This window comes from Sphingobium sp. EM0848 (genome assembly GCF_013375555.1).
In the GTDB taxonomy this organism is placed as follows: domain Bacteria; phylum Pseudomonadota; class Alphaproteobacteria; order Sphingomonadales; family Sphingomonadaceae; genus Sphingobium.
The window spans coordinates 2,926,711-2,952,421 of the sequence record NZ_JABXWB010000001.1 but is presented as its reverse complement, the minus strand read 5'-3'; the positions used below and the strand labels follow the sequence as shown (position 1 = coordinate 2,952,421).

Below are 25,711 nucleotides of genomic sequence, written 5' to 3'. Positions count from 1 at the left end.
CCATCAGCCTGCACGAAGCCTATCTGATTCGTGACCCTTCTCCCACGTCAGGCGTTGGGCGAACCATATAGTTCGACAGGAGAAACAGGATGACCAGAAAGACGCTGGCGGCACTGGCCGCCGCGATGGCATTTGCGCTGCCCGCCTCCACCGCCTTGGCCAGCATCAACGGAATGGACGTGGTCGTGGACGGCCGCACGGGTCTGGCAACCCGCAGCCTGACCGTTTCGGTGGCTGACCTCAACCTCGCCAGCCCCCATGGCGCCCGTCTGGCCGATTCGCGCATCACCCGCGCCGCCAAACAGGTCTGCGGCTGGATGAACGGTTCAATCCTGCCCGCGACGCCCGAATATCGCGCCTGCTTTGGCGATGCGCTCGACGGCGCCCGCACCGACCTCAACGCCCTGATTCAGGGCCAGCGCGCTTCCTGACCGACCCAGGGCCGCGCGGATTACAGCGCGGCCCTGCCCTATCGGATCATCCTTACCGGTCATTAACCAGTCCTTAGAGGATTTCCTTCACTCCCGGATGCGGAACTGATCATCCCGGGGGAATTTCGAAGATGCCGCGTATCGACCAGAGTGTGGACGTTGCCATTATCGGCGCCGGCCCGGCCGGCCTCACCGCCGCCTATCTGCTGACGAAACAAGGATATTCCGTCACCGTCATCGAGAAAGATCCCGTTTATGTCGGCGGCATCAGCCGCACGGTGGAACTGAACGGCTTCCGATTCGACATTGGCGGCCATCGCTTCTTTTCCAAGTCGAAGGAGGTCGTCGACCTCTGGAACGAGATTCTGCCCGATGATTTCATCCAGCGGCCGCGGATGAGCCGCATTTATTATGAGGGCAAATTCTACAGCTATCCGCTGCGCGCCTTCGAGGCGCTGGGCAATCTTGGCCTCTGGCGCTCGACGCTCTGCATGGCGAGCTTCGCCAAGGCGAAGCTGTTCCCCAATCGCGACGTCCGCTCCTTTCAGGACTGGACCGTCAATGCCTTCGGCCACAAGCTGTTCTCGATCTTCTTCAAGACCTACACCGAAAAGGTCTGGGGCATGCCCTGCGATGAAATGTCGGCGGACTGGGCGGCGCAGCGGATCAAGGGCCTGTCGCTCTGGGGCGCGGTGGTCGATGGGCTGAAGCGCTCGCTCGGCCTCAACAGAAAGCCCAATGACGGCATGGCGACCAAAACGCTGCTGGAAAGCTTCCGCTATCCGCGCCTTGGCCCAGGCATGATGTGGGAGGCGGCGCGCGACTTCGTGGTCGCACGCGGCAATCAGGTGCTGATGGCGCACAGCTTCAAGCAGCTTTCGCAGGATCAGGGCACCGACCGCTGGCGCCTGGTGGCACAGGGGCCGGAGGGCGAGGTCATCATCAATGCCGGCCATGTCATCAGCTCCGCGCCGATGCGTGAACTGGCGGGGCGCATCCATCCGCTGCCCGCGACTCTGGGCAATGCGATGGAACTCAAATATCGCGACTTCCTGACCGTGGCGCTGATGGTGAAGGGCGAGGACATCTTCCCCGACAACTGGATCTACATCCACGACAGCAAGGTGCAGGTCGGCCGCATCCAGAATTTCCGCAGCTGGTCGCCCGAAATGGTGCCCGATCCGAACCTCGCCTGCGTCGGCCTTGAATATTTCTGCTTCGAAGGCGACGGCCTCTGGTCGTCGAGCGACGCCGATCTGGTCGAGTTGGCGAAGAAGGAAATGGCGATCCTTGGCCTCTGCAATCCCGATGATGTCGTCGGCGGCGCAGTGGTGCGGCAGGAAAAGGCCTATCCGGTCTATGACGACGATTATGCCGCCAATGTGCTGGCGATGCGCTCCGAATTGCAGCAGCTCTATCCGACGCTGCATCTGGTCGGACGCAACGGCATGCACCGCTACAATAATCAGGATCACGCAATGATGACGGCGATGCTGACCGTCCGCAATATCGAGGCGGGCGAGCAACTCTACGACATCTGGGCGGTCAATGAGGACGCCGAATATCATGAGGCGGGCGAGGAAGGTCAGGATGTCGCCGGCCAGCGCGCCGCGCTGGCAAGCGAACGGCAGGTGCCAAGCAGGCTGAAGGCCGCCTGATGACCCTGCTGGCCAGGCTCCGGCCGCTCATCGTGCGGTTCATGCTCGCCCGCTATGCGCTGGTGAGCGCCTGCGCGCTGTGCACGGACATGGCCCTGTTCCTGGCCCTGTCGCACGCGGGCCTGCCGCCGACGTCGGCCGCCTTTTGCGGTTATGTCGGCGGGCTCGCGCTGCACTGGATGCTCAGCATCCGTTTCGTGTTCGCCACCCAGGGCGGCGTGACCCACGCACAGCGGCTGGCTTTCATCGTCAGCGCGCTGCTGGGCCTCGGGATCACGGTCGCCATGGTGACGGCCCTGTGCACCATGGGATTGACGCCTGCCGCCGCCAAATTGCTCTCGGTCCCGGTCAGCTTCCTCTCCGTTTATGCGATCCGCAAATATGGCATATTCGCTCGCGCCTGAAATGTCCGCACCGACCGCGCAAAGTCCCTTTGCTTCCTGGGGTACGGCACGCTGGGCCTTTATCGCATGGCTGTTATGCTGTGCGATCATGATCTGGCTGTTCCGCAAGGATTTCGGGGTTCTGGGTTTCTACGATCCCGACGATGCGCTGCGTCTGCAGGAGGTACGCGACTGGCTGGCGGGGCAATCCTTTTTCGATGTCAGCCAGCATCGCGTGAACCCGCCCGTCGGCGGACCGATGCATTGGTCGCGGATCGTCGATCTGCCGATCGGGGCGTTGGTCCTGCTGGCGCGCCCGCTGATAGGCCCGGCCTATGCCGAAATCTTCGCCTGCGTCGTCACGCCGCTGCTGTTGCTGGGCGGCGCGGCCTGCGCGCTCTACCATATGGCGAAGCGCATCGGCGGGGGAGAGATCGCACTGATGTCCGTCGTGCTGCTGCTCGCGACGCCGACCATCCTCATCCAATATATGCCCTTCCGCATCGACCATCATGGCTGGCAGATCAGCATGGCCGCGGTCGCTCTGGCCGGGGTGTTCGACCCACGACAGCGGCGCGGCGGGATCATCAGCGCACTGGCGATCGCGCTGTGGCTCCAGATTTCCAGCGAGGGCCTGCCCTATGCCGCCCTGCTCGCCGGCCTGTTCGGCCTGCGCTTCCTGATGGCGCGCGATCAGGGGCTGCGCTTCGCCAGCTATGCATTGACCCTCGGCAGCGCGGCGCTGGCCCTGCTGGCGGCGACACGCGGCTTGCAGGCTCCCTTCGATCCGCATTGCGACGTGCTTTCGCTGGCCTATGTCTGGCCGTTGGTCATCTTTTCGGCGGCGACAGCAATCGGCATGGCGGTCATCGCGCCGACCTCGACCGCCCGGCGGTTCGCCATATTGAGCCTCGGCGCGGGCGCGGCCGTGCTTCTGTTCGCGATGGTCGGCGGCAAATGCGTGTCCGGCGATCCGTTCCAGGCGCTCGGCCCCATCGCCTACAAGCACTGGTACATGCAGATCATGGAAGGGCGCCCGATCTGGGAACAGGATCTGGTGAAGGCGGGCGTGATCGCCCTGCCGTCTCTGATCGGCCTGTTGAGCGCCTTCCTCGCCATGCGCAACGCCGCTCCGCACAGTCAGGAGAGGACGGCTTGGCTGGTCCTTATCGTGCTGATCCTGGGCACCGCCGCCGTCGCCATCATGGTCATGCGCGCCCTGTCGGTGGCCCATCTCGCCGCGCTGCCCAGCACCGCCTGGCTGATCCTGCGCCTGCTGAAGCGCATCCAGGCTTCGCCAAAATCGATCGTCCGCATCGTCGGTTCAGTGTCGCTGATGGCGCTGACGCCGGCGGGCATCTGCGCGCTCTGGGGCGTGGCCGTGGCCAAGCCGGACAAGCCCAAGAGCGGCCTGGTGAGCTGCCAGTCCGTGCCGGCGCTCCGCTCACTGGGGACAGTGCCAGCAGCAACCCTGTTCGCGCCGGTCGACATGGGTCCCGACATCCTCGTCAAGACTCACCATAGCGTGATCGCCACCGGCCATCACCGCAATGCCGCCGGCATCACAGAGGTCATTCAGGGCTTCATGGCCCGTCCCGATGCGGCACGCGGCCTGATCGCCCGGCTCCGCGACGGGCGCGGCGCCGACTATGTGATCGCCTGCAACAATCTCAACGAATTCAACTATTATGCCAAGGCCAGTCCCCATGGCCTTGCCGCCATGCTGGCCAAGGGGCGCCACCCCGACTGGCTGGAGCCGGTATCCGGCGAGGGGCCGGTGCGCATTTTCCGGATTCTCCCTCAGTCCGGCACGAAAGCAAGCGCAACGCCGTTCATGCAATAGCGCTTGCCCGTCGGCTTCGGCCCGTCGTCGAAGACGTGACCGAGATGTCCGCCGCAACGGCTGCAATGCACTTCGGTCCGGGAATAGCCGAGTTCGAAATCGCGCGACGTGGCGACCGCGCGGGGCAAGGGCGCCCAGAAACTGGGCCAGCCCGTGCCGCTGTCGAACTTCGTCTTCGAACTGAACAATCGTTGGTCGCAACCGGCGCAGGTGAAGGTGCCGGCGCGATGCTCCTTGTTGAGCGGGCTGGTAAAGGGATATTCGGTCGCCTTGCGGCGCAGCACATTATAGGCGAGCGGACCGAGGCGTTTGCGCCATTCCGCGTCGCTGAGGGCAAAGGGAAAGGCGCTCGCCGCCGCCCATGGCCAGATGGCCAAAGCCGCCGCCGCCAATCCGCCAGCACCCAGAAATTGCCGCCGATCCATAAAGCGGGCCATAGCAGGGTCAGCCTGTCGCGCTTCTGAACAGTTGCTTCCACCAGCCGCCACCCGATTTCAGCACATGGCGGCGGAACAGCAGCACGCCGACGCGGATGATGAGGCCGACCCAGATCATCTGCCAGATGATGGCCAGCAGATGCGGCCAGAGCGTATCCACCTGCGCCGCCCGCGCGATCATCGCGAAGGGGGAGGAGAAAGGCAGGATGACGGCAGCGATTTCCGGCGGCGATCCCATCTTGTCGACGGCATAGGTGGCGAAGAAGAAGATCAGCATCTGGCCCATGGTGACGGGCATATTGAGCGTCTGCACCTCCCGCACGGTCGCCGCCTGCGCGCCGATGCCGATGAACAGCGAGCCGAGCAGCGTATAGGCCATGGCGAAATAGACGAGGCCGAGCATCAGGAAGAGCGGCCAGCCGATCGCCGGTTCGGGGATGCTGGCCCCCGGTCCCTTGATCGCCAGGAAAACGGCGAAGGCAGTGCTGCCCCAGAAGAGGATGCCGACGAAGCTCATCGCCAGCATCGCCATCAGCTTGCCCAGGAAGATCGCGTCCACCGGCACGGCGGCGGCGAGGATCTCGATGATCTTGTTGGTCTTTTCCTCAACCAGATTGGACAGAATCATGCCCGCCAGCAGCAGTGTGAGGAAGAAGATCACGATCTGGGCGATGCGGCCGATGATCAGCCTGCCCTGTGTCTGCGCGCCGACACTGGTGGATACCGGCCGCGGCTCCACATGCACCATATGCAGCGACCGTTCGGCCAGCGCCGCGCTGGCGATCAGGCTGATGTCGCCTTCCAGACGCCTGATGTCATCGGGCTGTCCGGTCATGACCGGGTGCGTCAGAGAGCCGGACACGATCACCACGACATCGGCCTTGGCATTGGCCAATTGGGCGCTGGGCGCGGGCGACAGCGGGACGCGGCGCAGCACGGGCAGGGTTTGCGCCGCCATGCGCTCGCTCAGCCGCGCTACCGCCTGCTCCATCCGCGCGGCATCGGCCGCCGGCATCGCCAGACCGACGACAGGCCGCAGATCGGTGCTGGATATCCGGTTGCCGAGGCCCCCGAACGCCATGCCGATGATGATCGGGAACAGCGGCCCCAGCAGGAAGAAGATGAAGGTGCGGGACAACACCACAGCGGCGAAATCCCGCCGGGCGATGACAAGGGCGGCGCGCAGCATCTCTCTCATGCGTCTTCCTCCACCCGCACCTGATCTTCACGCATCTGCCGTGCGGCCGCTTCACCGGCAATGGCGACGAAAGCGTCGTGCAGACCGGGCCGTTCAATCGACAGGCTTTCGATCCCGGCATTGCCGTCGAGCAGCGCCCGCAGCAACGGCTCAATGCCCTCTTGCGGCAGGGCGAAGTGCCAGACGCCATCCTCGGCCAGCGTTTCGGCGGGCAGGGCGCGGCGCCAGTTGCCGTCGCTCAATCTTGTGCGCAGGCGCACCTGCGGTCGCAGCCGGTCGCGCGCCTGCGCCACCGTACCGTCGAAGCGGATGCGTCCGCCCGCAACGATGGCGACACGCTCGCACAGGCGCTCGGCATGGGCGATGACATGGGTGGAAAACAGCACCGTCACGCCGCGCCGGGCCTGATCGCGGATCAACGCCTCCAGCTTGCCCTGATTGAAGGCGTCCAGGCCGGAAAAAGGTTCGTCGAGCACGATCAGTCGCGGCCCATGGACGATGGTGCCGAAAAGTTGGACGGTCTGGGCCATGCCCTTCGACAATTGACGGATCGGCTTTTCGGCCGAAGCGCCCATGCCATATTCCTCCAGCATGGCGCGGGCCCGCTGGCGTCCGATCTTCAGCGGCAGGCCACGCAGCGCGCCCATGAAGGCAATGGTCTCGAACGCCTTCATCGAGGGGTAGAGGCCGCGTTCCTCCGGCAGATAGCCGACATTGCGGGCCTGACGCAGCGGGACGGGATCGCCCAGCAGGCTGCGATGCCCCTCGTCCGGGTCGATGATGCCGAGCAGGGTCCGCAACAGCGTGGTCTTGCCCGCGCCATTGGGACCCAATATGCCATGGATCGATCCGGCGGGGACGGCGATGTCTATGCCATCGACCGCCCGAAAATCGCCGAATGTCTTGACAAGACCATGGCCTTGGACGGCATAGATCTCTGAAGGAGCCGGAGTGTCACCGATCATCGGCCTCTGATAGTCGCATCGCATGCCAACGCAAAACGAAACCTTGGAAAACCGGCTGAAGGCCGAGGCGCGGCGGCTGGGCTTTGCCGCATGCGCGATCGCGCCTGCCGACGCGGCACCGCAGGCCGGTGAACGACTGCGGCAATGGCTGGATGCCGGACATCATGGCGAGATGTTGTGGATGGAGGAGCGCGCCGGACAGCGCGGTTCTCCGCAAGGGCTGTGGCCGGACGTGCGCAGCGTCATCATGCTGGGGATGAGCTATACGCCGGGGCGCGACCCGCTGGCGCTGGCCGATGTGGGCGACCGGGGACGGATTTCCGTCTATGCGCAGGGGCGGGACTATCATGATGTGGTCAAAAAGGGGCTGAAAGCCCTCGCCCGCTGGCTGGTCGAGCAACAGCCGAGCGCCCTCAAGGTCTTTGTCGATACCGCGCCGGTGATGGAAAAGCCCTTGGCGGAGGCGGCAGGGCTGGGCTGGCAGGGGAAGCACAGCAACCTCGTCAGCCGGGCCCATGGCAGTTGGCTGTTCCTGGGGGCCATCTATAGCGAGATCGCGCTGACGCCCGATGCGCCGGAGAAGGACCATTGCGGCAGTTGCACCGCCTGTCAGGCGGCCTGCCCGACCAATGCCTTTCCCGCGCCCTATGTGGTCGACGCGCGACGGTGCATTTCCTACCTCACCATCGAGCATAAGGGGCCGATACCGGAGGAATTGCGGGAAGGGATCGGCAACCGCATCTATGGTTGCGACGATTGTCTGGCGGTCTGCCCGTGGAACAAGTTCGCGGACAGGGCGGCGGCCAACCGGGCCTTTATCGGGCGGGCGGAACTGGCGGCGCCGGAGCTGGCCGACCTGCTGGCGCTCGACGATGGGGGATTTCGCGAGATTTTCTCCGGGTCGCCGATCAAGCGGATCGGGCGCAACCGGATGGTGCGCAATGCGGCCATCGCGGCGGGGAATAGCGGCAATGCGCGGTTGATCGAAGCGCTTCGGCTGTTGACCGGGGATGACGATCCGGTGGTGGCGGAGGCGGCAAGATGGGCTTTGCAGCGGCTGTCAGGATAGGGCAGCGCGAGCCTATTTCGACTGAAGCGACGCCGCGCAACTGGCGGTGTCAATGTCTGTCCCCGTGGGCGTGCGCGCGTCGACATGGGTGACGAGCGGTTCCCTGCCCTGCGGCGGCATATAGAGATAGGCGTCCAGCACGCAGCGGCCATTGGCGAATTGCAGCTTGCGCATGGTGCTTTCGCGGATGTCGAGCCGGGGCTGACCGAACAGGTGCATGAGTTGCTTCGCGTCGGAGCCGATCAGCGGGCCGGATCGGGTGAAAGCGCTGGCCGGCGGCCCGGCGGGCGGCGGCGCGATCTTCGTCGCGGGCGGCGGCACCACGCCTCCACAGGCAGCAAGCGGCAGGGACAAGGCTGCGGCAAGAGCCAGATGGGAGCGGGTCATGCGGGATTCCTTTGGCGGCCGTGCAGCATATGGACTGCCATAGCCGCGCTCCAGATCGGCGCAAGGAGGTTGAGGACCGGCACGAGGAAGATCAGCGCCGAAGCGAGCCCCATGAGCCACCGGCTGCCGCGCGGGATGGGCGGCAGGTCGGGATGGCGCGGTTCCACCATGTCGGCAAGGTCGCGGCCGAGCAGATAGGCGTTGAGGATGAGGAACAGGCCGATGGTGCCGATGCCCGTGACCAGCAAAAGGACATAGGCGGGCAGCGCGATCAGGTTCCAGCCCAGGGTCCGCGCCACGGACCGGAGCGCGAAATGCAGGCTGCGACCCCAGCCGACCGGCCGGGCGCGGTCGGCGGCCTGCGGATAGCTGTCGCGCTCCACCGCGACGATGATGTCATCGGCAAACAGGTTCATGATCGCCTTGGCGACGGCGCGGAACAGCAGCCATGCCGCCGCCAGCATGGCGAGGGTCGTCGCGGCCGCTTCCGCCAGTCCGCCCCAACCGAACTGCAGCCGGGCCGCATGGATGCCGCTCCACAAGGCAGCAGCGAGGAGCGCGAACACAAGAAGGCTGAGCAGCAGCGTCTTGAACAGCAGGCGAAGCGCCGCGCCGTGGAAGATCAGCGGCAGGGCGCGGAAGACAGCTTTGAGGACCATGGCGCAGCTATTCCGCGCCGTTCGCCGCCGGTCAATCAGTGCGTTGCGCGGCAAAGCAAGGATCGGTAGAGACGGCGGGATTTTCTCCCATTCCCATGATAAAGGATGTTGCGTGACCGCTGCTGCCCCCACGCTTGATGTTGTCGCCATCGGCAACGCCATTGTCGACGTGCTCGCCCGGAGCGACGACGCGTTTCTGGCCGAACATGCGCTGACCAAGGGCGGCATGCAGCTGATCGACGCGGATACGGCCGAAAGCCTCTATGCCGACATGGGCGCGGCCAAGGAAATCAGCGGCGGATCGGCGGCGAACACGCTGGCGGGGCTGGCGGCGCTGGGCAAGAAATGCGGCTTCATCGGGCAGGTCAATGACGACCAGCTGGGCGCGGTGTTCGCGCATGACGTGCGGGCGCTGGGCATCCGTTACGACACGCCGGTCATGAAGGGTGACGTGCCGACGGCGCGCTGCCTGATCTTCGTCACGCCCGATGCGCAGCGGACGATGAACACGTTCCTGGGCGCGTCGCAATTCCTGCCCGAAACGGCGCTGGACCTGGACCTGATCCGCTCAGCCTCCATCCTCTATCTCGAAGGCTATCTCTGGGACCCGGAACAGCCGCGGGCGGCGATGCGGGCCGCCATCGACGCGGCGCGGGGGGCCGGGCGCAAAGTCGCATTCACCCTGTCGGACAATTTCGTGATCGACCGGCATCGGGCGGACTTCATCGACCTGATCGACCAGGGCCTGATCGACATCCTGTTTTCCAATGAAGGCGAGATTCAGTCGCTGGCGCAGATCGACGATTTCGAGAAGGCGGTTGCCTCCGTCGCCGGGCGCGTGCCCGTGCTGGTGTCGACGCGCAGCGAAAAGGGCGCGATCGCGGTGGTCGACGGGGTGCGCTATGAGGCGCTGGCGGCGTCGGTCGACGAAATCATCGACACCACCGGCGCGGGCGACCTGTTCGCGGCCGGTTTCCTGGCAGCGCATCTGGAAGGACTTGAGATCGACAAGTGCCTGAAGCTGGGCGCGGCGGCGGCGGCCGAGGTGATCTCGCACTGGGGGGCGCGGCCGGAAGAGGATCTGCAAGCGATCCGGGCGAAGACGCTGGGATAAGGATGAGAGGCCGGGCGGAAGTCCGGCCTTTCTTCTTGGTCAACCCGCCGGTGGTTATGCCGGCTTCTGCTTGCGGAACAGCGCGCGATCGTCCGGGCCAAAGCCCCAGCGCCAGATGACGAGGCCGTAGACGCCGAGAATCGTGAAGACGCCGAAGACCAGTTCGACCCATTCGAATCTGGGCGGCAGCGCGACGAAGGCCGCGCCGACGACACAGGCTGCGCCGCAAGCGCCAAGCAGCGGCCAGCGCCAGGCGTTGATCTTCGCACCAAGCAGGCGGGAGAGCAGGCGCGCCTTGACGAAGGCGCTGACGCCCAGCGCCATGGTGAGCGCCAGGGCGGGCGCGGCCGACAGGGCCACGTCCTGAAGGCCCAGACGCCGCGCGAGGAAGATCAGCGCGAAGCTGAGCGCGGCCTGAAGAGCGATCATCAGCAGGGAGATCATCAGATTGCGGTGGCGGGCGATATAGACCAGCGCGGATTCGCTGACGACAGCCGTGGCGGCGACGACTTCAGCCAGCAGAAGGAAGGCGAGCGCGCCCGTGCCCCCGACGAAATGCGGACCGACGAGGCCCATGACCGCCTCTCCGGGAATGCCTAGGGCGAGCGCGATACCCGCCTGCGCGGCGATGATCCAGAAACCGACCTGGCTGACCTGACGGGCGATGGCGGCGAGGTTCCCCTCCGCCAGATTGCGGGTGATGACGGGGCCGAGGATCGGGTCGAAACTGGTCTTGAGCTTCTGCGGCAGCGACGCGACCTGCTGGGCGACATAATAGACGCCGACCACCGCCGGGCTGACGAACAGGCCGAGGATCGCCATGTCGAGGCGGCGCGAACCCCATTCGACGCCGTCCGCCGCCGCAAGGGGCAGGTTGCGGCGGGCGAGACGCCAAAGCCGGCCGAAATCGGGACGCCAGCCATGGGGGATGCCATAATGGCGGGTCAGCGGGATGATCGAGGCGATCAGCGCGGCGATCATCGAGACGACATAGGAGAGGATCAGCCCGTCGCGGGTCGAATAGAAGGCGAAGGCGAAGGCGCCGATGCTGATCGCCCATGGCTCTATGATCGAGCGGGCACGCACGGTCGCGCCAATGTCGAAGCGATAGGCACAGGCTGCCAGCGCGACGTCCGACCCCGCCACCGCGATCACGATCAGAGCAAGCAGACGGTCAAGGCCGTTGATGCCGCTGTTCGGGAACATCGCCTGGGGGAAGGCGACGAGGATCGCGCTGCCGATGAGGGAGGCGATCAGCGTCACCAGCATGGCTTCGGTCACGACATGGCTATGCGGGCGTTCGGTCTGGGCGAGCGCGCCGGCAAGGCCGCGTTTCAGGCCAAGGGTCGCAAGCTGAGCGACGAATTCCACCACCAGCACCGCATAGGCGAAGCGGCCCAGCGCATCGGCGCCGTACCAGCGCCCGGCGATGAACAGGAACGGCAGGCGCGCGGCGAGGCGGAGCAGGAAACCAAACACATTGGTCCGTCCACCCTTGGCAAGCGCCGCAATGTCATCCTGCTGCGCGGGAGAGGCCCCTTCAACCGGCAACGAACTATGGTCCCCCTGTAACGTCATTTTGTGGAGCCGGACTGTAGCAATATCTGGAAAGAGCGCGAGTTTTTATTCGGCGCGCAGCGGACGGGCGAGCAGCGCGTCGATGACATCGGCCAGGGGGGCGGCGTCTTCGAGCAGGGCGCAGACGGCTTCGACAACCGGCATTTCGACCTGCGCAGCGCGGGCAGCTTCACGCAGCACGGGAGCGGTGAAGGCGCCTTCCGCTACGGTCCTGCGGTTGGAGAGCAGGTCCTTGGCCGATTGGCCCTCGCCCAGCCCCTTGCCCAGCGAGAAATTGCGGCTGTTGGTCGAGGAGCAGGTGAGGACAAGGTCGCCAAGGCCCGAAAGCCCGGCAAGGGTTTCAGCACGGGCGCCCCGGGCAAGGCCGAAGCGGGTCATTTCGGCAAAGCCCCGGCTGATGAGCGAGGCGCGGGCGTTGAGGCCAAGGCCTGCGCCCTCCGCTACCCCACAAGCAATGGCGAGGACGTTCTTGACCGCGCCGCCGATTTCCGCGCCGACCACATCATCGGAGAGATAGGGCCGAAACGCAGGCCGCGCGATGCGGGCGGCGATTTTCGCCGCGAGGTCCGCGTCGGCGCAGGCCAGCGTGATCGCGGTGGGCAGCCCCTTGGCCACCTCATGCGCGAAAGTGGGACCGGAGAGGACGGCAATGGGGGAGGTCGGCTGGGCCTGCGCCGCGACTTCGGACATGAGCAGGCTGGTGCCCGCCTCAATCCCCTTGGAGCAAAGGATGAGGGGCGTGCCCGCCGGAGCCTGCGCAACCACGCTGCGCAAATGCTGGGCGGGGCTGACGATCAGCAACATGTCGCGGTCGGCCATGGCGCCAACGTCGCCGATGGCCTCGATCGAAGCGCTGAGCGGGATATTGGGCAAATAGAGCGGGTTCTGGTGATCCGTGTTGACGGCTTCCACCACTTCGGGTTCCAGCGCCCAGAGACGGACATGCTGGCCGTCCGCTGCAAGAGTCTGAGCAAGCGCGGTGCCCCATGCACCCGCTCCGATGACACCGGCTTTCATATTGGGGCCTTCATGCTTTTACTCCTGCGCCGCGCGCCTTTTCCGCGCTCGGGTCGAGCGGCCAGCGCGGGCGGGCCGGGACGGTGAGATCGTCGATCAGGCCAGCGGCGTAGCGCTCGGCGCCCGCCCAGGCGATCATCGCGGCATTGTCCGTGCAGAGCCAGAGCGGCGGGGCGACGAAGGGCAGGTCATGCTTGGCCGCGAGGGCTTCGAGCGCGGCGCGGATCGACTGGTTGGCGGCGACACCGCCGGCGACGACGAGGGCAGTCATGCCCTGAAGCTCGGCCAATTGCCGTTCGGTGCGATCGATCAGGCAGTCGATGACGGCCTGCTGGAAGCTGGCGGCAATGTCCTCGGTCGAATATTGACCGGATTGAACGGCGCGCATCACCGCGCTTTTGAGGCCCGCGAAGGAGAAATGCGGTTCCGCCGTGCCGACCAGCGGGCGCGGCAGCCGGACAGCCTTGGGATTGCCCTGCGCCGCCGCCCTTTCGACCGCCGGGCCACCGGGATAGCCAAGGCCGAGCAGCTTGGCCGTCTTGTCGAAAGCCTCGCCGCTGGCGTCGTCGATGGTGGTGGCAAGGCGTGCATAGTCGCCGGGGCCGCGCACATGAAGAAGCTGACAATGGCCGCCCGACACCAGCAGCAGCAGATAAGGGAATTTCAGCGTCGGATCGGCCAGCCGGGGCGAGAGCGCGTGGCCTTCCAGATGGTTGACCGCGATCAGGGGCTTGTTGGCCGCATGCGCCAGCGCCTTGCCGGTGACAAGGCCGACCATCACCCCGCCGATCAGGCCGGGACCAGCCGTGGCGGCGATCACATCCACATCGTTGAGGGTGAGGTCAGCGTCCTTGAGCGCCGCTTCGATCAGCGGACTCAGCGCTTCCACATGGGCGCGGGCGGCGATTTCGGGGACGACGCCGCCATAGGGGCGGTGCGCCTCCTCCTGCGTGGCGAGGCGGTGGGCCAGGATCTTGCCCTCCGCCGTCACCAGCGCCGCTGCGGTTTCGTCGCAGCTTGATTCCAGGCCGAGGATGATCGTCATTGCTGCTTCCATCTAATGTCCGCGATCATTAGAGCAAGCGGGATCATGCAAAAGCCTTCCCGCCCCCCCCACACTCCTTTGCGCCTTGGCACCCGTGGCTCCCCGCTTGCGCTCGCGCAGGCGCATATGACGATGGCCGCGCTGCGCGCGCGCCATGGCTGGGATGAAAATGCCGTCGAAATCGTGACCGTGCAGACCAGCGGCGACCGGATTCAGGACCGGGCGCTGGCCGAGATCGGCGGCAAGGCGCTGTGGACCAAGGAACTGGACCGGGCGCTGTTGGCCGGCGAGATCGATTTCGCCGTCCATTCGATGAAGGATGTGGAGACGATCCGCCCCGCCGAAATCCGGATCGCCGCCATGCTGCCGCGCGCCGACGTGCGGGACCGGCTGGTCGGCGCGGCGAGTTTCGAGGCGCTGCCCGAAAATCCGGTCGTCGGGACCAGCTCCCCCCGCCGCGCGGCGCAGGTGAAGCGGCTTCGGCCCGACGCGCAGGTCGTGCTGTTTCGCGGTAATGTCGCGACACGGCTCGGCAAGCTGGCGGCGGGGGAAGCGGACGCGACCCTGCTGGCGGCGGCGGGGCTGGACCGGCTGGGCCAGGGCGACGTCGGCGCGGCGGTTCCGCTCGACACGATGTTGCCCGCCCCGTCGCAAGGGGCCGTGGGCATCGAGACGCTGAGCGACAATGCGGCGATGCTGGAATTGCTGGCGACGATCAGCGACGCGGACACGTTCGATTGCGTGATGGCCGAACGGGCGGTGCTGGTGGGTCTGGGCGGCACCTGCCATTCGCCGATTGCGGCGCTGGGGCGGCTGGAGGATGGCGCGATCCATTTGCGCGCCGAGATCATCAGCCCCGATGGGCAGGAAACGGTCGGCGATGCGCTGCGGATCGCCCGAGGCGACGGCGCCGCTGCGGAGGCCATGGGACGCGCCTTGCTGGCGCGAGCCAGTCCGGCGCTGCGCGCGCTGTTCGAGGCATGAGGCCGCTCATCATCCTGCGACCCGAGCCGGGCGCCGGTCAGACGGCGGAACGGGCGGCGTCATTGGGGCTGGAGGCGAGGGTTCATCCGCTGTTCGTGCCGCAGGCGCGGGGCTGGGAAGCCCCCGCCCCTGACCGGTTCAACGCGCTGTTGCTGACCAGCGCCAACACAGCGCGGTTGGCAGGCGACAGACTGGCCGACTATCGGCGCCTGCCCGCTTATGCCGTCGGACGGGCAACGGCCAAGGCGATGGAGGCCGCTGGATTCACCCAGGTCATTGCCGGTGAGACTGATGGGACCGCGATCGCCCGGCGGATCGCGGCGGATGGGCATCGCCATGTGCTGCATCTGGGAGGGCAAACGGTCGCGTCGATCGATCCGGGTCCGCTGATGATCGAGCGGATCGCCGTTTACGAAATGGTGCGGGCCGCCGATACCGGGCTGGCCGAACGGCTGGAGCCGGGCAGCGTCCTGTTGATTCATTCGCCGCGTGCCGGCCAGCTGCTGAAGCAGATTGTGAGCCGGGACCGGCGCGGGGCCCTGCACCTGATCGCGATCAGCCCCGCCGCCCTCGCGGCGTCCGGCACCGGCTGGGCCAGCGCCCAGTCGCCCGATAAGCCCGATGATGAGAGGATGCTGGCTCTTGCCGTCCGATTATGCGAATGAGTCGCCCAGCATGGATGAAAGGCCCTTGATGAACGACACGGACGGCGGCGCGGCGAACAGTGTGGCAGCGCCGGCCCCTGCGCGTCGGCGTGGCCTTTGGCTGATGACGGTGCTGGTGCTGCTGGCCTTTGCCGTCGGGGTCGTCATCACCGTGCTGGCCTTGCCCCGCATCCAGCGCTGGAACGCGCCGCAGCGGCAGGCGGTGATGAACGATCCGATGCTGAACGGCGTGAGATCCGGGGTCGCGATACGGCCGCTGTCGGCCGATGCCGCTCAAATGCTGGATTCGCGGGTCGTGCAACTGGAGGAACGGCTCAACCGCATCACCGTGGAGGCGCAGGCGGCATCCGGCAATGCGGCGCGGGCGGAGGGTTTGCTGGTGGCCTTCGCGGCGCGGCGGGCGCTCGATAGCGGGACGCCGCTCGGCTATATTGAGGGGCAGTTGCGTCTGCGCTTCGGTCAGGCCCAGCCGCGCGCCGTGGCGACGATCATCAATGCCGCGCGCGAGCCGGTGACATTGGCCGATCTGCGCGCGGGGCTGATGGCGGTGGCCGATCAGGTGACGGTTCCGCCCGCCGACGCCAGCTGGTGGGAAGCGCTGGAACATGAGGCGCGCGAGATCATCACCATTCACAAGGCATCCACCCCCTCGCCCCGGCCACAGGCGGCGCTGGATCGGGCGCTCCGCTATATCGATGGATCACGGGTCAGCGCAGCGCTGGCGGAAGTGGAGCAGATGCCGGGACGGGCCGTGGCGGATCGCTGGATGCAATATGCGCGGCGCTATCTGGAGGCGCGGCGGGCGCTCGACCTGATTGAAACGGCAGCGATCCTGGAACCGCGCCAGTTGCGCGCGGCGGATGGTGAGGCGGTGGCGCAGACGTCCCCGCTGGCGCCCTAGGACGGATCGACATCCAGTTCTGGCGGCCTGCAAATGGCGGCTTTCCGCGCTTCCGGTGCTCACGTACTTTTAGTACGCTGCGCTCCGGCTCACGAAAAACCGCCATTTTCGGTTCGCCATCTCCTGAATGTCGATCCATCCTGAGCCTCTGTCACAAACGACGAACCGTGGCCCCTGATGGATGAATGTCCATGGACTTGGGGGCTATTGTCATGAGAATGTCATTTTTCCACCTGGGAAAAGGAAAGACATTTTCGTGCCGCCCTATGCCGACGTCATCACCAGCTTCTGGAAGGGTCGTTTAGCCAACGGCCCGCGCGCGGCCGAGCGGCCTTCGCTCCAGCATTTGCTGGGCAATGCATCGGTGCCGTTCGACCTGGTGCGGACACGGGCGCAGGCGTCCAGTCTTGCGCAGGCGATCAGGGGCGATGGGCGGCAGCTGTTGCTGATCCCCGGCCTGATGGCCTCCGAACAGCGGATGGAACCATTGCGCGCCGTGCTGAACGCGGCGGGTTATGAGGCGCATGGCTGGGGCATGGGCCGCAATTTCGGGCCAAAGCCCGACAGCCTTGAACAGATCGACCAGCGGGTGGACGCCATTCGCCGCAAGACCGGCGCCAAGGTGACTCTGGTGGGCTGGAGTCTGGGTGGTCTGTTCGCGCGGGAATATGCGAAATATGCGACGGAGAAAGTCGGCGGGGTAGTGACGATGGGCACGCCCTTTTCCGGCGATCCGCGTGCCAATCATGCCTGGCGGCTCTATCAGCTTGTTTCCGGCTTTCCGGTGGATCGGCCGCCCTTTGCCTGCAACCGGGAGGAAAAGCCGCCGGTGCCGACCGTGGCCCTGTGGTCGCAGCGTGACGGCGTGGTCCTGCCCCGATGCGCCAAGGGCCGCGCCGGGGAGCGCGACCGGGCGATTGAGGTCGACTGCACCCATATGGGTTTTGCCGCTTCGCCAGAGGGCATATTGGCGGTGGGCAAGGCGCTGGACGCTATCCGACGCTGAGGCGCTTCAGCGCTTCGCTTTTCCCGATCAGCGGCAGGAGTTGGCCCATGTCCGGGCCATGATCCATGCCGGTCAGTGCGCGGCGCAGGGGAAGGAACAAAGCCTTGCCCTTGCGGCCGGTTTCCGTCTTCAGCGCTTCGGTGAGGGTGCGCCAGATGGCCGCGTCGAAATCGGCTTGCGAAAGAATGTCATGGGCCAGGGCGAGGAAGTCGCGGTCCTCTTCCGCCGGGGCGGGGGCGTCGATCGGGCCGGTGACGATCTGCCACCATTCCCCAGCGCCCGCGACGGTTTCCAGATTGGGGCAGATGGCGTCCCATGCTGCTTCGTCCATGCCCTCTGGCAGGCGGCTCGACACCGCGCTGTAAGAGAGGAGATGGACGATCTTCTGGTTCAGGGTCGCCAGTTCCCCCTCGTCGAAGCGCGCCGGGGCCCGGCCGAAATGCGCGAAGTCGAAGCTGTCGATCAGCGGTTGCCTATCCGCGAACGGCTCGATCGGCATGGAACTGCCGAGGCGGGCGAGCAGCGCAGCGATGGCGGCGGGTTCAAGCCCGATTTCGCGGAAATGGGCGACGCCGAGCGAGCCGAGCCGTTTGGAGAGCTTGCCTTCGCTGCCCGTGAGCAGGGCTTCATGGGCGAAGGCCGGGAGTTCAACGCCGAGCGCGGTGAACATCTGGATCTGCGTCGCGGTGTTCGACACATGATCCTCCCCGCGCAGGACATGGGTGACGCCCATGGCGATATCGTCGATCACCGAGGGAAGCATGTAGAGCCAGCTACCGTCAGCGCGACGGATCACTGGGTCGGACAGCAGTTTCGGATCGAAGCGCTGCTCGCCCCGGATCAGGTCGGTCCAGACGATGGACTGATCATGGTCGAGCCGGAAGCGCCAATGGGGCCGACGACCTTCCGCTTCATAGGCGGCAATCTGATCGGCGGTCAGGGACAGGGCGGCGCGGTCATAGACCGGGGGAAGGCCCCGGCCGAGCAGAACCTTGCGGCGCAGTTCCAGTTCCTGTTGGCTTTCATAGGCGGGGTAGACATGGCCCGAGGCCTTGAGGGCTTCGAACCGTTCCTCGTAGAGAGCGAAGCGGTCGGACTGCTTTTCCTCGCCGTCCCAGTGGAGGCCAAGCCATATCAGGTCCGCCTTGATGCTTTCCGCATATTCGGGGCGCGAGCGTTCAAGATCGGTGTCGTCCAGACGCAGCAGGAATTGGCCGCCACTTTTCCTCGCCCACAGCCAGTTGTGGAGCGCGGCACGGATATTGCCGACATGCAGGTTGCCGGTCGGCGATGGGGCGAAGCGGGTGATGACGGTCATGATGCTTACAATGTGCGGAAGGCGTTGGTGATCGGATAGCGGCGGTCGCGGCCGAAATTGCGGATGCCGAGCTTCACGCCCGGAGGCGACTGGCGGCGCTTATATTCCGCAATATAGAGCAGGCGCTCGATATGGGCGACGACATCCTTGTCGAAACCCCGGGCGACCAGTTGCTCGACCGACAGTTCCTCTTCCACCAGGCCATAGAGGATCGGGTCCAGCACCTCATAGGGGGGCAGGCTGTCCTCATCCTTCTGATTGTCGCGCAGTTCGGCGCTGGGCGGCTTGGTGATGACGCGCTCCGGCATGACCGGACCCTTGGGACCGAAGGCTTCGCCGAGCGAGGGCATATTCTCGTTACGCCAGCGGCTAAGGTCGAAAACCGTGGTCTTGTAGGCGTCCTTCAGCACCGAATAGCCGCCCGCCATGTCGCCATAGATGGTGGCGTAACCGACCGACATCTCGCTCTTGTTGCCGGTGGTGAGCAGCATATGGCCGAACTTGTTGGAGAGGCCCATGAGCGTCACGCCCCGGATGCGGGACTGGATATTCTCTTCGGTGAGGTCGCGCTGGCGGCCGGTGAAGACATCGGCCAGCATGGAATCGAAGGCTTCGACCGCCGGTTCGATCGGGATGGTGTCGTAGCGGACGCCGAGCAGGCGGGCGCATTCCACCGCGTCATCCAGGCTTTCCTGACTGGTGAAGCGCGTGGGCATCATCACGCACCAGACGCGGTCGGCGCCCAGCGCATCGACGGCGACAGCGGCGGACAGGGCAGAATCGATGCCGCCCGACAGGCCCAGCACCACGCCGGGGAAGCGGTTCTTATTCACATAGTCGCGCAGGCCCAGCACCATGGCATTGTAGATATCGGCCGGGCGGGGATCGAGTGGGTGACGCTCGCCGGGGAGGCAGACCCACTGGCCGTCCCATTTCTCCCAGTTCGTGAGCACCAGCGCCTCTTCCCAGTCGGGGAGCTGCTGGGCGAGGCTCAAGTCGCCGTTCATGACGAAGGAAGCGCCGTCGAACACCAGCTCATCCTGCCCGCCGACGCGGTTGAGGTAGATGAGCGGCAGGCCGGTTTCGCGGACGCGGGTGCCGGCGACGGCGTTGATGCGACGGTCGTCCTTGTCGACCTCGAACGGGGAGCCATTGGGACTGATCAGGATTTCGGCGCCTTCCGCCCGCAGATGCGCGGTGACGAAGGGGAACCAGATATCCTCGCAAATGGGGACACCGATCTTCACGCCCCGGAAATCGATGGGCGCGGGCAGCGGACCGGGGGCGAACAGGCGCTTCTCGTCGAAAGTGCCGTAATTGGGCAGTTCGCGCTTCTGGCGGATGGCGGTGACGGCACCGTCTTCCAGCAGGGCGACGACGTTGAAGAGTACCCCCTGCGAGGCGACGACCGTGCCGACCAGCATCGCCGGGCCACCATCCGCCGTCGCCTGGGCCAACCGATCCAGTTCGTGATTGGCGCAATCGACCAGCGCGGGCTTCAGCACCAGATCCTCGGGCGGATAGCCGATCAGTTGCAGTTCCGGATAGACGATAAGGTCGGCATCCATGGCCCGCGCGCGCCATTCCAGCATCGCGTCCGCATTGGCTTGCAAGTCGCCCACGCTCTGCGTCATCTGGGCAAGGGCTATCACGAGTTTGTCGGTCATAAGCAGCGCCCCTAGAGCATTTTGGCCGTGAGCCAAAACGCTCTATGATCTGTTGCCGCATTTTCAAACCGGACGCCCGTTTCACGACCGTTCTGAAAATGCGCGCGTCCAATTTGTCACAACGAACAAAAGCGCCTTTTCAGCGAGGGGTTGCATCGCTAAAGGGGCCGCGTTCTCGCATCGTCATCAATTCGTCACGGGGGTTTTGGCCATGAAACTCATGACCGGCAATTCCAACAAGCCGCTTGCGGCCGCCATCGCCGACTATATCGAAATCCCCCTGACCGACGCGAGCGTTCGTCGCTTCGCCGACGAAGAAGTTTTCGTGGAAATCCATGAGAATGTCCGCGGCGAAGACGTGTTCGTGCTGCAATCGACCAGCTATCCGACGAACGACAATCTGATGGAACTGCTGATCATGATCGACGCGCTGAAGCGTGCGTCGGCCAAGCGAATCACGGCGGTCGTCCCCTATTTCGGCTATGCCCGGCAGGATCGGAAGCCCGGTCCGCGCACCCCGATCTCGGCCAAGCTGGTCGCGAACCTGATCACCACGGCGGGCGCCGACCGCGTGCTGTCGGTCGATCTGCACGCTGGGCAGATTCAGGGCTTCTTCGACATTCCGACCGACAATCTGTTCGGCGCGCCGGTGATGTCGGCCGATATCCAGGCCCGTTTCGGCGGCAAGAACATCATGGTCGTGTCGCCCGACGTCGGCGGCGTGGTGCGCGCCCGTGCACTGGCCAAACGCCTCGACAACGCGCCGCTGGCCATTGTCGACAAGCGGCGCGAGCGCGCGGGCGAGTCGGAAGTCATGAACATCATCGGTGACGTGAAGGGCCGCTTCTGCGTGCTGATCGACGATATCGTCGATTCGGCGGGCACGCTCTGCAACGCCGCCGCCGCGCTGAAGGCGGCTGGCGCCGAGGATGTCGTCGCCTATGTCAGCCATGGCGTGTTGTCGGGCGGCGCCGTCGCCCGTGTCGAGGCGTCGGAACTGCACGAACTGGTTATCACCGATTCGATCCAGGGCACCGATGCGGTCAACGACGCGAAGCGCATCCGCCATCTGCCCATCGCGCCGCTGCTGGGCGAAGCCATCAAACGCATCGCGGATGAAAGCTCCGTGTCGAGCCTGTTCGACTGAGGCAAGCCGCCTGCGGTTTTGAAAAACGCTGCCGGTGACATCACCGGCAGCGTTTTTTTTGCAGCTATGGCGGAAAAGCGAGCCTTCGGGATGAAGTCGCGCCGCGCAACTTTCGGTCAGGCGGCGAGCAGCAGGACCAGCGGCGCGCAGAGGACGAGGATCAGGGCGGCCACGACTCGTTGGCTCCGCGAGATGCCCAGCGGTTTTTCGCGCCAGATCATCGGGCAGCAGAGCAGCGCCAACAGAATCAGCAGATTGGACAGCATCGCGGAACCGCCGATCGGCATATCCTGACGCAACGCCAGCCCAGCGAACAAGGCGATGAAACTCAATATCCAGCCGATCAGCGCCACGCGCAACTCCCTTGATTGTCGGGAAGAATAGACGGCGGGCCTTGCCGAAACTTAAACTTTCCAGGGATCGTAGGTGCCAAAGCTCCAGACATTGCCCTCCGGATCGAGCGCGTCATAGCCGCGACCGGGATAGCCGATATTGTCATGCGGCTCATTGACCACCACCGCGCCTTCATTGCGGGCGTGCAGGCAATGGGCGTCGACATCGGGGACCACGACATAGATGCATGTCGTCACCCCGCCCAGTTCGCGCGGCGTCGCCCAGTTGTAGAGCGATTCGCCCTCCCCGTCGCGGCGGCTGCCGAGCATCACCATGCCCTCGCCCAGCACCAGTTGCGCGTGATGGACGATATGGGGGTCCGCCTCATCCTCATAGGATACATGCACTTCGAAGCCGAAGGCATCGCACAGGAATCGGATGGCGGCAGGCGCATCGACATAGCGCAGGCCGGGGATGACGGGTGAGCCGGGCATCAGGTCCCTCCTTGTTTGATCGAGGAATCGGGATGGCGCAGCCTAGCGCGATCCCGGCTTTACCGCTAGGCGGGTGGGTTATGACGACCCGTGACGATCTGGCCCTTGCCAACCGCCTTGCCGATGCCGCCGGCGCGGCGATCCGCCCCTTTTTCCGTGCCCGCTACGACATGGAATTCAAATCCGACAAGTCGCCCGTGACAGAAGCCGACCGCGCGGCGGAAGCAGCGATCCGGGCGATATTGGAGAAGGAACGGCCGCAGGACGGCATCATTGGCGAGGAATATGGCGCCACGCGTGAGGATGCGGAGCGGATATGGATTCTCGATCCGATCGACGGCACCCGCAGTTTCATCGCCGGGCGACCGATTTTCGGCACGCTGATCGCGCTGACGCAGGCGGGCTGGCCGACCGTCGGCATTATCGACCAGCCGATTGCGAAGGAACGCTGGGCCGGGATGATGGGGCAGCCGACAACCTTCAACGGCACGCCGGTGACGACGCGAGCCTGCCGCGATCTGGACGAAGCGATTCTAGCCTCGACCGCGCCGCAACTCTTTCCCGGCTGCACCGGCGAGCATTTCTCCCGGCTGGCGGGACAGTGCCGCGACACGATCTGGGGCGGCGACTGCTATAATTATGCGCTGATCGCCTCCGGCCATGTGGATATTGTGGTCGAGGCGGGGTTGAAGTTGCACGATATCGCCGCGCTGGTGCCGGTGGTCGAGGGCGCGGGCGGGCGCATGTGCGACTGGATGGGCGAGCCGATCACGGCGGACAGCGACGGCCGGGTGATCGCGTTGGGCGATCCTGCGCGACTGGACGACGTGCTGGAGGCGCTGGCCGAAGGTCACGACCATCATTAGTCTGCTTATTATTTCATCTTAAGCTTAGTTGAGATAGAAATCGACGGTCGTAACGACGCGCACTTTCTTATAGGGCGTGTCGCTGGCGCTGTCGGCTTCCCCATCGCGCGGCTCGATCGAGAAATAGCCCTGGGTGGCGCTTTTGATGCCCCCGACGCTGGCGCCGCTGTCGCGGGCGAACTGTTCGGCGGCGGCACGGGCATCCTTCGTGGCGGAGGCGACCATTGGCGGCTTCACATCGTTGAGCCTGGTGAAGCTGTAGCGCATGCCCGATCCCTCCTGCAGCGTGACGCCACGTCGAACGAGGTCGAATTGCTGCGCCACCGCGCGCTGGGCACGGGCGATATCGGTGGTGCGGAGCAGCATGCGCTGCGTGATGGTGATCGTGTTGACGCCATTGTTGATATATTGGTTGACCCCCGCCCCCGTCGCGGTCAGCGCATCGGGCCTGAAGCCCAGATCGGCGAAATAGGCGCGCAATTCCCTTGTATTATTGTCGATTTGAGCACGGACGGCGGGCAGGTCGAAGCCCGTGGCGGAATAGCTGATCGACCAGGTGGCAAGGTCGGCGGTCACATCCTTTTCGGCAAGGCCGCGCACGGTGACGGATCGGTCCGCCGCCCTGGCGCGTTTCAGTCCATCGCCCAGCAGATAGCCGCCGCTGACGATTCCGACCGCCAGCAGGCCCGCGCAACCAAGCAGGATTTTGTCATGATCGGCCAAAGCCATGGCAGCCCTCTTCCTTCTGGAACGAACGCATCTTATCTTGGGAAGGTTCCTGCCACGGCTGAGATGAACCGTTGCTTTATGGCGACGAATGGAGTGACGAATTGCCCAAATATCTGCACACGATGATCCGCGTCGCGGATGTCGACAAGACAATCGCCTTTTTCGAGCTTCTGGGCCTCAAGGAGGTGAAGCGCTTCGACAGCGAACAGGGGCGCTTCACGCTGGTCTATCTGGCCGCGCCGGGGGATGAGGATGCGCAGGTCGAGCTGACCTACAACTGGCCCCCCGCCGATGGCAGCCCGGCCGAAACCTATGATGGCGGGCGCAATTTCGGCCATATCGCCTATCAGGTCGAGAATATCTATGCGACCTGCCAGCGGCTGATGGACGCGGGCGTTACCATCAACCGCCCACCGCGCGACGGCCACATGGCGTTCATCCGGACGCCCGACAATATCTCCATCGAGCTATTGCAGGACGGGCGGCTGGAACCGGCAGAACCTTGGGCATCGATGCCCAATGTCGGCGTCTGGTGAGCGCCATGCTGGAGGTCGTCCGCATCCCCGTCCTCAAGGACAATTATGTCTGGCTGCTGCATGACGGGGCGAGCGGCGAGACAGTCGCCGTCGATCCCGCCGTCGCCGATCCGGTGCTGGAGGCGGCGGCGGCGCGGGGCTGGACGATCAGCCAGATCTGGAACACCCATTGGCATGGCGATCATGTCGGGGGCAATGCGGCGATCAAGGCGATGACAGGCTGTTCGATCACCGGCCCCGCTGCGGAGGCGGAGAAGATCGGCACGCTCGACCGGACGGTGGTCGAGGGCGATCTGGTACGGATCGGCGATCATGCGGTGGTGGTGCTGGAGGTGCCCGCGCATACCGCCGGGCATGTCGCCTATCATCTGGCGCAGGATCGCATCCTGTTCGTGGGCGATACGCTGTTCGCCATGGGTTGCGGCCGGCTGTTCGAAGGGACGCCCGCGCAGATGTTCGCCAACATGCAGCGCCTTGCCGCGCTGCCGGACGATACGGCGGTCTATTGCGCGCATGAATATACGCAATCCAATGGCCGCTTCGCGCTGACGGTGGAGCCGGACAATGCCGCGCTGCGCAGCCGCATGGCGCGGGTCGACGCGGCGCGCGAACGCGGCGAGCCGACCGTGCCGACCAGCATCGGGCTGGAGCGCGCCACCAATATCTTCATGCGCGCGCGGGACGTGGCCGAACTGGCTGAGCGGCGGGCTGCCAAGGATGCCGCATGACGGGCTTCGAGGCCATGGAACGTCTTATATCGGGGCGCAATGTGCCCCGGTTGAGCCCGTGCGGCGCTTGAGCATTTCCAATCCGTGATGCGTCAGCATCGCAGCGGGTTGGTATTAAACGCGGGGACGAATGAGGAGAAGTGTCATGCGTCCGTGGATAATTCTGGCTCCGCTGCTGCTCGCAGGCTGTTCGGGCAGCTATGAACCGCCCCGGCTGACCGAAAAGCAGACCGGCGAGCTGGAAAAGGCGCTCGCCGGCAAGGTCGCCGGCGAAAAGACGAGCTGCGTCAACCGCGAATCCCAGGCGAATCTGACCGCGATCAGCAGCAGCGTCCTGCTCTACCGGGTCAGTGGACGGCTGGTGTACCGCAACGACCTGATCGGAAGCTGCCCCGGCCTGACGCGCGGCGACACGCTGATCATCAAGAGTTGGGGGTCGCAATATTGCCGGGGCGACATAGCAACCAGCGCCGACCTGCCCACCGGCATGGTGACGGGCAGCTGCGCGCTGGGCGATTTCACGCCCTATCGCACACCGGGGAAATAGCTGCGA

At 65.3% G+C, this 25,711-nt stretch carries 28 protein-coding genes; 15 read left to right on the top strand and 13 right to left on the bottom strand.

Features of this window, described 5'->3' with window-relative positions:
* The first annotated feature begins 89 nt into the window (after window positions 1-89).
* The 4 genes from HUK73_RS14350 to HUK73_RS14335 all read left to right on the top strand — a co-directional run bounded on the left by HUK73_RS14350 (window position 90) and on the right by HUK73_RS14335 (window position 4,315).
* Window positions 90-431, top strand: coding sequence for a UrcA family protein (locus tag HUK73_RS14350; RefSeq protein WP_176592504.1), 342 nt, complete (start codon window positions 90-92; stop codon window positions 429-431).
* A 131-nt stretch (window positions 432-562) separates the two neighbouring features.
* On the top strand, window positions 563-2,089 hold the full coding sequence (locus HUK73_RS14345) for an NAD(P)/FAD-dependent oxidoreductase (protein ID WP_176592503.1): 1,527 nt from the start codon (window positions 563-565) through the stop codon (window positions 2,087-2,089).
* Window positions 2,089-2,493 (top strand): GtrA family protein, encoded by a 405-nt coding sequence (locus HUK73_RS14340; RefSeq protein ID WP_218036461.1) that lies wholly within the window; start codon window positions 2,089-2,091, stop codon window positions 2,491-2,493. The genes HUK73_RS14345 and HUK73_RS14340 overlap by 1 nt, the downstream gene beginning before the upstream one ends.
* Window positions 2,471-4,315 carry a hypothetical protein gene (locus HUK73_RS14335; RefSeq protein ID WP_255326287.1) on the top strand — a complete coding sequence of 615 codons (1,845 nt, stop codon included), beginning with the start codon at window positions 2,471-2,473 and terminating at the stop codon, window positions 4,313-4,315. The genes HUK73_RS14340 and HUK73_RS14335 overlap by 23 nt, the downstream gene beginning before the upstream one ends.
* Here the strand turns inward: HUK73_RS14335 and msrB are convergent.
* Genes msrB through HUK73_RS14320 form a run of 3 tightly spaced genes read right to left on the bottom strand, consistent with a single transcriptional unit; the run spans window position 4,273 to window position 6,915 of the window.
* Window positions 4,273-4,752 (bottom strand): peptide-methionine (R)-S-oxide reductase MsrB, encoded by a 480-nt coding sequence (gene msrB / locus HUK73_RS14330; protein ID WP_255326286.1) that lies wholly within the window; start codon window positions 4,750-4,752, stop codon window positions 4,273-4,275. The genes HUK73_RS14335 and msrB overlap by 43 nt on opposite strands.
* A gap of 7 nt (window positions 4,753-4,759) precedes the next feature.
* Window positions 4,760-5,950, bottom strand: coding sequence for an ABC transporter permease (locus HUK73_RS14325; RefSeq protein ID WP_176592502.1), 1,191 nt, complete (start codon window positions 5,948-5,950; stop codon window positions 4,760-4,762).
* Window positions 5,947-6,915, bottom strand: a complete 969-nt coding sequence (locus HUK73_RS14320; RefSeq protein WP_176592501.1) for an ABC transporter ATP-binding protein — start codon at window positions 6,913-6,915, stop codon at window positions 5,947-5,949. The genes HUK73_RS14325 and HUK73_RS14320 overlap by 4 nt, the downstream gene beginning before the upstream one ends.
* Window positions 6,916-6,937: 22 nt before the next feature.
* Between HUK73_RS14320 and queG the strand changes: the two genes are divergently transcribed.
* Window positions 6,938-7,984 (top strand): tRNA epoxyqueuosine(34) reductase QueG, encoded by a 1,047-nt coding sequence (gene queG, locus HUK73_RS14315; protein WP_176592500.1) that lies wholly within the window; start codon window positions 6,938-6,940, stop codon window positions 7,982-7,984.
* Between the two features lie 12 nt (window positions 7,985-7,996).
* On the opposite strand, the gene HUK73_RS14310 is transcribed toward queG, so the two are convergent.
* Window positions 7,997-8,371 (bottom strand): hypothetical protein, encoded by a 375-nt coding sequence (locus tag HUK73_RS14310; protein ID WP_176592499.1) that lies wholly within the window; start codon window positions 8,369-8,371, stop codon window positions 7,997-7,999.
* Window positions 8,368-9,030 carry an EI24 domain-containing protein gene (locus HUK73_RS14305; protein WP_176592498.1) on the bottom strand — a complete coding sequence of 221 codons (663 nt, stop codon included), beginning with the start codon at window positions 9,028-9,030 and terminating at the stop codon, window positions 8,368-8,370. The genes HUK73_RS14310 and HUK73_RS14305 overlap by 4 nt, the downstream gene beginning before the upstream one ends.
* Before the next feature lie 112 nt (window positions 9,031-9,142).
* Here HUK73_RS14305 and HUK73_RS14300 point away from each other — a divergent pair, with 112 nt between their 5' ends.
* A complete protein-coding gene (locus tag HUK73_RS14300; protein WP_176592497.1) occupies window positions 9,143-10,144 on the top strand; it encodes an adenosine kinase in 1,002 nt (333 codons plus the stop codon).
* 54 nt (window positions 10,145-10,198) lie between these two features.
* On the opposite strand, the gene HUK73_RS14295 is transcribed toward HUK73_RS14300, so the two are convergent.
* From HUK73_RS14295 to tsaD, 3 genes are read right to left on the bottom strand one after another with little or no spacing between them, the layout of a single operon-like run.
* Entirely contained in the window at window positions 10,199-11,722 is a 1,524-nt protein-coding gene (locus HUK73_RS14295) for a lipopolysaccharide biosynthesis protein (RefSeq protein ID WP_176592496.1), read from the bottom strand.
* Between the two features lie 45 nt (window positions 11,723-11,767).
* The gene (locus tag HUK73_RS14290) at window positions 11,768-12,739 is read right to left on the bottom strand and encodes an NAD(P)H-dependent glycerol-3-phosphate dehydrogenase (protein ID WP_176592495.1); all 972 of its coding nucleotides are present in this window, start codon (window positions 12,737-12,739) and stop codon (window positions 11,768-11,770) included.
* A gap of 10 nt (window positions 12,740-12,749) precedes the next feature.
* Window positions 12,750-13,784, bottom strand: coding sequence for a tRNA (adenosine(37)-N6)-threonylcarbamoyltransferase complex transferase subunit TsaD (gene tsaD / locus HUK73_RS14285; protein WP_176592494.1), 1,035 nt, complete (start codon window positions 13,782-13,784; stop codon window positions 12,750-12,752).
* A 45-nt stretch (window positions 13,785-13,829) separates the two neighbouring features.
* Between tsaD and hemC the strand changes: the two genes are divergently transcribed.
* The 4 genes from hemC (at window position 13,830) to HUK73_RS14265 (ending at window position 17,340) form a co-directional block, all read left to right on the top strand.
* Window positions 13,830-14,768, top strand: coding sequence for a hydroxymethylbilane synthase (hemC, locus tag HUK73_RS14280; protein WP_176592493.1), 939 nt, complete (start codon window positions 13,830-13,832; stop codon window positions 14,766-14,768).
* Window positions 14,765-15,433 (top strand): uroporphyrinogen-III synthase, encoded by a 669-nt coding sequence (locus HUK73_RS14275; protein WP_176592492.1) that lies wholly within the window; start codon window positions 14,765-14,767, stop codon window positions 15,431-15,433. Before hemC ends, HUK73_RS14275 begins: the two co-directional genes overlap by 4 nt.
* Window positions 15,434-15,443: 10 nt before the next feature.
* Complete coding sequence (locus tag HUK73_RS14270; RefSeq protein ID WP_176592491.1) at window positions 15,444-16,334, top strand: hypothetical protein; 891 nt, start codon at window positions 15,444-15,446, stop codon at window positions 16,332-16,334.
* Window positions 16,335-16,590: 256 nt separating this feature from the next.
* A complete protein-coding gene (locus HUK73_RS14265) occupies window positions 16,591-17,340 on the top strand; it encodes an alpha/beta fold hydrolase (protein ID WP_176592490.1) in 750 nt (249 codons plus the stop codon).
* Here the strand turns inward: HUK73_RS14265 and gltX are convergent.
* Together gltX and HUK73_RS14255 are read right to left on the bottom strand one after the other, a co-directional pair.
* The gene (gene gltX, locus HUK73_RS14260) at window positions 17,327-18,658 is read right to left on the bottom strand and encodes a glutamate--tRNA ligase (protein ID WP_176592489.1); all 1,332 of its coding nucleotides are present in this window, start codon (window positions 18,656-18,658) and stop codon (window positions 17,327-17,329) included. The two genes, HUK73_RS14265 and gltX, sit on opposite strands and share 14 nt — an antisense overlap.
* A 5-nt stretch (window positions 18,659-18,663) precedes the next feature.
* A complete protein-coding gene (locus HUK73_RS14255; protein WP_176592488.1) occupies window positions 18,664-20,325 on the bottom strand; it encodes an NAD+ synthase in 1,662 nt (553 codons plus the stop codon).
* 211 nt (window positions 20,326-20,536) lie between these two features.
* Between HUK73_RS14255 and HUK73_RS14250 the strand changes: the two genes are divergently transcribed.
* Complete coding sequence (locus HUK73_RS14250) at window positions 20,537-21,472, top strand: ribose-phosphate pyrophosphokinase (protein ID WP_176592487.1); 936 nt, start codon at window positions 20,537-20,539, stop codon at window positions 21,470-21,472.
* A 116-nt stretch (window positions 21,473-21,588) separates the two neighbouring features.
* Here HUK73_RS14250 and HUK73_RS14245 read toward each other — a convergent pair whose 3' ends face one another.
* Both HUK73_RS14245 and HUK73_RS14240 read right to left on the bottom strand, forming a co-directional pair.
* The gene (locus HUK73_RS14245) at window positions 21,589-21,825 is read right to left on the bottom strand and encodes a hypothetical protein (RefSeq protein WP_176592486.1); all 237 of its coding nucleotides are present in this window, start codon (window positions 21,823-21,825) and stop codon (window positions 21,589-21,591) included.
* Window positions 21,826-21,876: 51 nt separating this feature from the next.
* Complete coding sequence (locus HUK73_RS14240; protein ID WP_176592485.1) at window positions 21,877-22,299, bottom strand: VOC family protein; 423 nt, start codon at window positions 22,297-22,299, stop codon at window positions 21,877-21,879.
* An 80-nt stretch (window positions 22,300-22,379) separates the two neighbouring features.
* Between HUK73_RS14240 and hisN the strand changes: the two genes are divergently transcribed.
* Window positions 22,380-23,165, top strand: a complete 786-nt coding sequence (gene hisN, locus HUK73_RS14235) for a histidinol-phosphatase (protein WP_176592484.1) — start codon at window positions 22,380-22,382, stop codon at window positions 23,163-23,165.
* A 24-nt stretch (window positions 23,166-23,189) separates the two neighbouring features.
* Here hisN and HUK73_RS14230 read toward each other — a convergent pair whose 3' ends face one another.
* The gene (locus tag HUK73_RS14230) at window positions 23,190-23,894 is read right to left on the bottom strand and encodes an SIMPL domain-containing protein (protein WP_176592483.1); all 705 of its coding nucleotides are present in this window, start codon (window positions 23,892-23,894) and stop codon (window positions 23,190-23,192) included.
* A 101-nt stretch (window positions 23,895-23,995) separates the two neighbouring features.
* On the opposite strand from HUK73_RS14230, the gene HUK73_RS14225 reads away from it, so the two are divergent.
* From HUK73_RS14225 to HUK73_RS14215, 3 genes are all read left to right on the top strand, one after another.
* Window positions 23,996-24,430, top strand: a complete 435-nt coding sequence (locus tag HUK73_RS14225; protein WP_176592482.1) for a VOC family protein — start codon at window positions 23,996-23,998, stop codon at window positions 24,428-24,430.
* Between the two features lie 5 nt (window positions 24,431-24,435).
* Window positions 24,436-25,158 (top strand): hydroxyacylglutathione hydrolase, encoded by a 723-nt coding sequence (gene gloB, locus HUK73_RS14220; RefSeq protein WP_176592972.1) that lies wholly within the window; start codon window positions 24,436-24,438, stop codon window positions 25,156-25,158.
* A gap of 145 nt (window positions 25,159-25,303) precedes the next feature.
* On the top strand, window positions 25,304-25,705 hold the full coding sequence (locus tag HUK73_RS14215; RefSeq protein ID WP_176592481.1) for a hypothetical protein: 402 nt from the start codon (window positions 25,304-25,306) through the stop codon (window positions 25,703-25,705).
* The last annotated feature ends 6 nt before the right edge of the window (window positions 25,706-25,711 follow it).

Coding starts and splice junctions, on each gene's coding strand:
- HUK73_RS14350 (WP_176592504.1), top strand. CDS start 90: ATGACCAGAAAGACGCTGGCGGCACTGGCCGCCGCGATGGCATTTGCG.
- HUK73_RS14345 (WP_176592503.1), top strand. CDS start 563: ATGCCGCGTATCGACCAGAGTGTGGACGTTGCCATTATCGGCGCCGGC.
- HUK73_RS14340 (WP_218036461.1), top strand. CDS start 2,089: ATGACCCTGCTGGCCAGGCTCCGGCCGCTCATCGTGCGGTTCATGCTC.
- HUK73_RS14335 (WP_255326287.1), top strand. CDS start 2,471: ATGGCATATTCGCTCGCGCCTGAAATGTCCGCACCGACCGCGCAAAGT.
- msrB (WP_255326286.1), bottom strand. CDS start 4,752: ATGGCCCGCTTTATGGATCGGCGGCAATTTCTGGGTGCTGGCGGATTG.
- HUK73_RS14325 (WP_176592502.1), bottom strand. CDS start 5,950: ATGAGAGAGATGCTGCGCGCCGCCCTTGTCATCGCCCGGCGGGATTTC.
- HUK73_RS14320 (WP_176592501.1), bottom strand. CDS start 6,915: ATGATCGGTGACACTCCGGCTCCTTCAGAGATCTATGCCGTCCAAGGC.
- queG (WP_176592500.1), top strand. CDS start 6,938: ATGCCAACGCAAAACGAAACCTTGGAAAACCGGCTGAAGGCCGAGGCG.
- HUK73_RS14310 (WP_176592499.1), bottom strand. CDS start 8,371: ATGACCCGCTCCCATCTGGCTCTTGCCGCAGCCTTGTCCCTGCCGCTT.
- HUK73_RS14305 (WP_176592498.1), bottom strand. CDS start 9,030: ATGGTCCTCAAAGCTGTCTTCCGCGCCCTGCCGCTGATCTTCCACGGC.
- HUK73_RS14295 (WP_176592496.1), bottom strand. CDS start 11,722: ATGACGTTACAGGGGGACCATAGTTCGTTGCCGGTTGAAGGGGCCTCT.
- HUK73_RS14290 (WP_176592495.1), bottom strand. CDS start 12,739: ATGAAAGCCGGTGTCATCGGAGCGGGTGCATGGGGCACCGCGCTTGCT.
- tsaD (WP_176592494.1), bottom strand. CDS start 13,784: ATGACGATCATCCTCGGCCTGGAATCAAGCTGCGACGAAACCGCAGCG.
- hemC (WP_176592493.1), top strand. CDS start 13,830: ATGCAAAAGCCTTCCCGCCCCCCCCACACTCCTTTGCGCCTTGGCACC.
- HUK73_RS14275 (WP_176592492.1), top strand. CDS start 14,765: ATGAGGCCGCTCATCATCCTGCGACCCGAGCCGGGCGCCGGTCAGACG.
- HUK73_RS14270 (WP_176592491.1), top strand. CDS start 15,444: ATGGATGAAAGGCCCTTGATGAACGACACGGACGGCGGCGCGGCGAAC.
- gltX (WP_176592489.1), bottom strand. CDS start 18,658: ATGACCGTCATCACCCGCTTCGCCCCATCGCCGACCGGCAACCTGCAT.
- HUK73_RS14255 (WP_176592488.1), bottom strand. CDS start 20,325: ATGACCGACAAACTCGTGATAGCCCTTGCCCAGATGACGCAGAGCGTG.
- HUK73_RS14250 (WP_176592487.1), top strand. CDS start 20,537: ATGAAACTCATGACCGGCAATTCCAACAAGCCGCTTGCGGCCGCCATC.
- HUK73_RS14240 (WP_176592485.1), bottom strand. CDS start 22,299: ATGCCCGGCTCACCCGTCATCCCCGGCCTGCGCTATGTCGATGCGCCT.
- hisN (WP_176592484.1), top strand. CDS start 22,380: ATGACGACCCGTGACGATCTGGCCCTTGCCAACCGCCTTGCCGATGCC.
- HUK73_RS14230 (WP_176592483.1), bottom strand. CDS start 23,894: ATGGCTTTGGCCGATCATGACAAAATCCTGCTTGGTTGCGCGGGCCTG.
- gloB (WP_176592972.1), top strand. CDS start 24,436: ATGCTGGAGGTCGTCCGCATCCCCGTCCTCAAGGACAATTATGTCTGG.
- HUK73_RS14215 (WP_176592481.1), top strand. CDS start 25,304: ATGCGTCCGTGGATAATTCTGGCTCCGCTGCTGCTCGCAGGCTGTTCG.